General features: G+C 70.6%; 4 protein-coding genes. 2 read left to right on the top strand and 2 right to left on the bottom strand.

Features of this window, described 5'->3' with window-relative positions:
• Both BHU15_RS35390 and BHU15_RS35385 read right to left on the bottom strand, forming a co-directional pair.
• Positions 1-183 (bottom strand): precorrin-6A/cobalt-precorrin-6A reductase (locus BHU15_RS35390; protein WP_171908518.1); only part of this gene is annotated, 183 nt, incomplete at its 3' end.
• A 10-nt stretch (positions 184-193) separates the two neighbouring features.
• Positions 194-898: a DUF5984 family protein gene (locus tag BHU15_RS35385; protein WP_069630868.1), complete on the bottom strand. Its 705-nt coding sequence runs from the start codon at positions 896-898 to the stop codon at positions 194-196.
• Between the two features lie 130 nt (positions 899-1,028).
• Here BHU15_RS35385 and BHU15_RS35380 point away from each other — a divergent pair, with 130 nt between their 5' ends.
• Positions 1,029-4,106, top strand: a complete 3,078-nt coding sequence (locus tag BHU15_RS35380) for a serine protease (RefSeq protein WP_069630867.1) — start codon at positions 1,029-1,031, stop codon at positions 4,104-4,106.
• The coding region (locus tag BHU15_RS35375) for a trypco2 family protein (RefSeq protein WP_069630866.1) at positions 4,103-4,457 on the top strand (355 nt) is incomplete at its 3' end. The genes BHU15_RS35380 and BHU15_RS35375, both read left to right, overlap by 4 nt.

The raw sequence follows: 4,457 nt of genomic DNA, 5'->3' as shown, positions 1-4,457 counted from the left end.
GCCCGCCGGCTCGCCGACGCGGAGGTCCCCGGCGGCGGGGGTGGCGGGGTCGGCGACGCGCCCGGCGAGGGAGGTGGTGACGTGCGCGTGGGGGGCTTCGGCGGCGAGCGCGTCGGCGAGCCGGCGGGCTTCGGTGGTGCCGCCGAGGATGAGCACGCGCAGGTCGCAGGGGCGGTCGGGCATGGGAACGAGGCTACGGGGGCGGCGGAGGTACGAGGAGGCGGGCCCCGGCACGTACGGCCGCCCAGTCGGTGTCGCAGGCGCGCTCCAGCGCGCGGCCCAGCCAGGCCGCGCGGTCCCGCTGTTCGTGGCGGAGGTGCGGGAGGTCGATGTGGACGCCGGGTGGGGGGCCGGTGGCCTCCAGGGCGGTGACGCGTTCCTCCATGGCGGCGAGGAGGTCGTGGTGGAAGGCGGTCACGGCGGCGACGAAGTCGGGGGTGGGGAGGGTGACGCGGCCGTCGTCCACGTCCTGGGCCTCGGTCCAGGTGACGGTCATGAGGTCGCCCTCGGCCTCCGCCGTGGCCCGCCACCAGCGGATGTGCGGGGCGGTCCGCAAGTAACCGGTGTCCAGGGCGTGTTGGCCGTACCAGGTGGCAGCGGTTTCGGTGTCGGGGCGTTCGGCGGGGAGCCACTGCGTGTGGTCGCCGGCCATGAAGGGAACCAGGTCCGCCGGGACCGGCTCCAGCGCCTGCGGAAGGACGTCGAGCACGTCCTCCCAGAGCCGGACCACGTAGTAGTCGACGAACGTGCCGCCGGCGGGGTGGCGGAACAGGTGCCGGTCGTCGACCTCGATGTCGTACCAGCCGTCGGTCAGGCTGAACCAGGACAGGGAGGGGGTGTCGCCGCCCCATGGCTGGATGTCGTGGACGGGTGTCAGCCCGAACCGGAATCGAATCACGGTTCGAGCATCTCAGATGGGGGCAATGCCCATTAACACGCCGTCCCAGCAAGGGACTTGGGGGACAGCGATGGGTCGAACCCGTCGTTGATCAGAAAGGCCGGGGGCCATCAAGGGTCGTATAGCCGCCGTGTTCGGGGCCAGACAGGGAAGCGGTTACCTGCTCTCCACTCGCATCGTCCTCACCGCGCGGCACCTGCTGAGCGAGGACGTGGCGACGACGGTCGTCGTGCCGGGCGGGCGCGGGCGGATCTCCTGCCGGACGCTGTGGGCCGGCGACGCCGACGAAGGCGACGCGGCGCTGCTGCTCGCGGACGAGGAGCTGGTGACCCCTGAGACGGGCCAGGCGTTCCAGCCGAACCGGTTCGGACGCGTCGCCGGCATCGCACCACTGCTGGACTGCTACTCCGTCGGATATCCCCAAGTGCGGCGATACGACGGCCAGAAGCCCGACATCGAGCAGTTCCACGGCACGATCAAGCCGACGTCGGGGATCGTGCGCGGCGGATTCGTCCTTGAGGGAGCGGGCACTCCCCCCGCCGCACGGGAGGACGGACAGTCGCCGTGGGCCGGGATGTCCGGCGCGCCGGTCTTCTCCGGCAGACATCTCATCGGCGTGGTCACCGGCGACTCGGCGGGCTGGCAGCACAGCCGACTCGCCGCGGTCTCCTTGCACAGCCTGGCCAGCGTCCCCCGGTTCGCCAGGCTCTACGACATCCACTTCGGCGAGTTCCTGCACTGCTCGTTACTGCACCGGACACCCGACATCTCGGCCGAGTTCGAGAGTCGCTACTGCGCCTATGTCGCGGAGACGTTCGGTGAACTGAGCATCTTCGGGCTCGACTTCAGCCGCTCCGAGCACGCCCGATGGCCGCTCGACTCCGCCTACCTGAGTCTCGAACTCGTCCACGACCACGACCATGACCAAGGGGACGATGACGCGCCCACCGTGCCGGAGCGCGGGCGGGTCGAGACCGCCTTGCGCAACCGGCGGCGTGTGCTGCTGCGCGGCGGGGCCGGTTCCGGCAAGACCACTCTCGTGCACTGGCTGGCCATGAACGCGGCGCGCGACGCGTTCCCCGACCAGCTCGCCCACTTCGGCGGGCGCGTCCCGGTCGTACTGCCCCTGCGCACACTGGTGCGCGGCGCCACGCTGCCCGCACCGGCGGAGTTCCTGAGTGCGGCGGGGCATCCACTGAGTCCGCCCCACGGGTGGATGGACGCGGTACTCACAGAGGGGCGGGGGCTGCTCCTCGTGGACGGTGTGGACGAGATGCCGGAGGCGGACCGCGCGCGGACGAAGGAGTGGCTGCTGAAACTGCTCACCGCCTATCCGCGCACGGCCGTGGTGGTGACGACCCGGCCGACGGCGGTGGACGACGGGTGGCTGAGCCGGCGGAACTTCGCCGAGTTCCAGGTGCTGCCGATGAACCAGCGGGACGTCACCTCCTTCGTGCACCGGTGGCACACGGCCGCCCGCTCCATCGCCCAGCGTGACACCGAGCGGGCCGAACTGGACACGTACGAAGCGCAGTTGCTGTCCACACTCCCCCGCAAGCAGGACCTCGCCCGGCTCGCCACCAATCCCCTCATGTGCGCGATGATCTGCGCCCTCCATCGCGACCGGCGCGGCTTCCTCCCCGACAGCCGGATGAAGCTCTACGGCGCGGCACTGACCATGCTGCTGGTACGCCGCGACAGTGAAAGGGCGGTCGGGGCTCCTGAAGGTCTCGTGCTCTCCGAGGAGGCACAGCAGAAGATCCTTCAGGAGATCGCGTACTGGATGATCCGCAATGAGATCGCGGAGGCGGACCAGCACCATGTGGTCGCGCGCATCGCGCAGCTCCTGCCGGCCATGCCTCATGTGGCACCGCCCGACGACGCCCAACGGGTCTTCCGGTTCCTGCTGCACCGGAGCGGTCTCCTGCGCGCGCCGACGGGAATGACGGTGGACTTCATTCATCGGACGTTTCTGGACTATCTGGGGGCACGGGCGGCCGTCGAGGCCCAGGACATCAACCTGGTGGCCGCACGCGCCCATGAGCCGCAGTGGGAAGACATCGTCCGGATGGCCGTGGGCCACGCCCGGGACGGTGAGAGGGCGGCGCTGCTGACGCAGCTCGTCGCTCGGGGGGACGCGATTCCCGACTGTTCGAACGACACCCGGATGCGGATCCATCTGCTTGCCGCCGCCTGCCTTGAGCAGGCCACGAGCCTCGATCCGGAGGTCCGCCGGAAGGTGGAGCAGCGGGCCAACGCGCTTGTCCCGCCCAGGAACATGGACGAAGCGGTACTGCTGGCCGACGCGGGCCCTCTCGTACTGGGCCTCCTGCCGGGCCCGGAGGGTCTGTCGGACCAGGAGGCGGCGGCCGTGGTGACGACCGCCCGGCGCATCGGCGGAGACCACGCGGTGCAGGTACTTCGTGAGTACGCGGAGCATCCGGCGCCCGATGTACGGACCGAACTGGTCGCCGGGTGGCCCTCCTTCGACGCGGCCGACTACGCGGAACTCGTACTCGCCCGCGTCGACACCACCGGTCTGGTGGTCGCGGCGCATTCCACGGAACAGCTCAGCGCGCTCCACCTCCTGCGCGCCGCACCCTCGGTGGCGTTCCACGGCCACCTGGGTCCCAGGGAGATGGCGAGCGCCGTACGCGCGGTGGGTGCGCGGTGGGTCACCATCGCCGACAACAGCCGGCTGAGGAATCTCCGGGCCTTCGCCGAGCAGGCCGTCTCGCTGAAACAGCTGACCCTGGCATCGTGCCCGGAGGTCGACGACTACAGCGGCATCGCGCGTCTCGGCCTGGAGAAGCTGCGGCTGCTGGGGGTGGAGGGCACCCAGAAGCTGTCCGGACTCGGGGCCGTCACGAGCCTGCCGGCCCTCACCCTCGGCGTTGTCGACGGCTCGGGGGAAGGGGACTTCCTGCCCCTGCCCGCCGACCTTCCCGTGCTCCCGTCCGTCACCCGGCTCCACCTCGCCCTGCGGATCGGCGAGGACACCGGCGCCGGCCGGCTACGGGAGTTCTTCCCGCACCTGTCGCGGCTGATCCTGCGCCTGGAGTCCGACGAACTCGTCACCGTGGATCTCTCGGCGCTGACGTGGATTCCCGAGGTCGAGGTCACGATCACGCACGGACCGGTACTTGTCGAGGGCGCCGGTTCCTTTACCGTCCAACGTCTTTCCCGACCCACGGAGGACCCGTCATGACCACCCCCGACCACCTCCCCCGCATCGACCTCACCCAGGCCGTCCAGGTCGTCCGCGACCAGCTCATGGCCGCCGCCGCGAGCGGCGCCGGGCAGGAGTTGCGGTTCGACGTCGGTGAGATCCAGATGGAGTTCGCCGTCGAGCTGCGCCACGACACCCGCGTCAAGGGCGGTGTCAAAGCCTGGGTCGTCTCGGCCGACGCCGACACGGGCAGCGGGAGCGCACACACGCACAAGGTCGCCTTCACCCTGAAGCCCAAGGACGCCCGTACCGGCGCGGACTGGGAGATCGGCAACGACGGGCCCGAGGCCGACATCTCCGCGTTCGGTGCGGGCGTCCTTGGGCTTCAGG

The sequence above is a fragment of the Streptomyces niveus genome (assembly GCF_001723055.1).
Taxonomy (GTDB): Bacteria; Actinomycetota; Actinomycetes; order Streptomycetales; family Streptomycetaceae; genus Streptomyces; species Streptomyces niveus.
The sequence above is the reverse complement of the archived record's forward strand: the minus strand, read 5'-3'. Positions and strand labels throughout refer to the sequence as shown.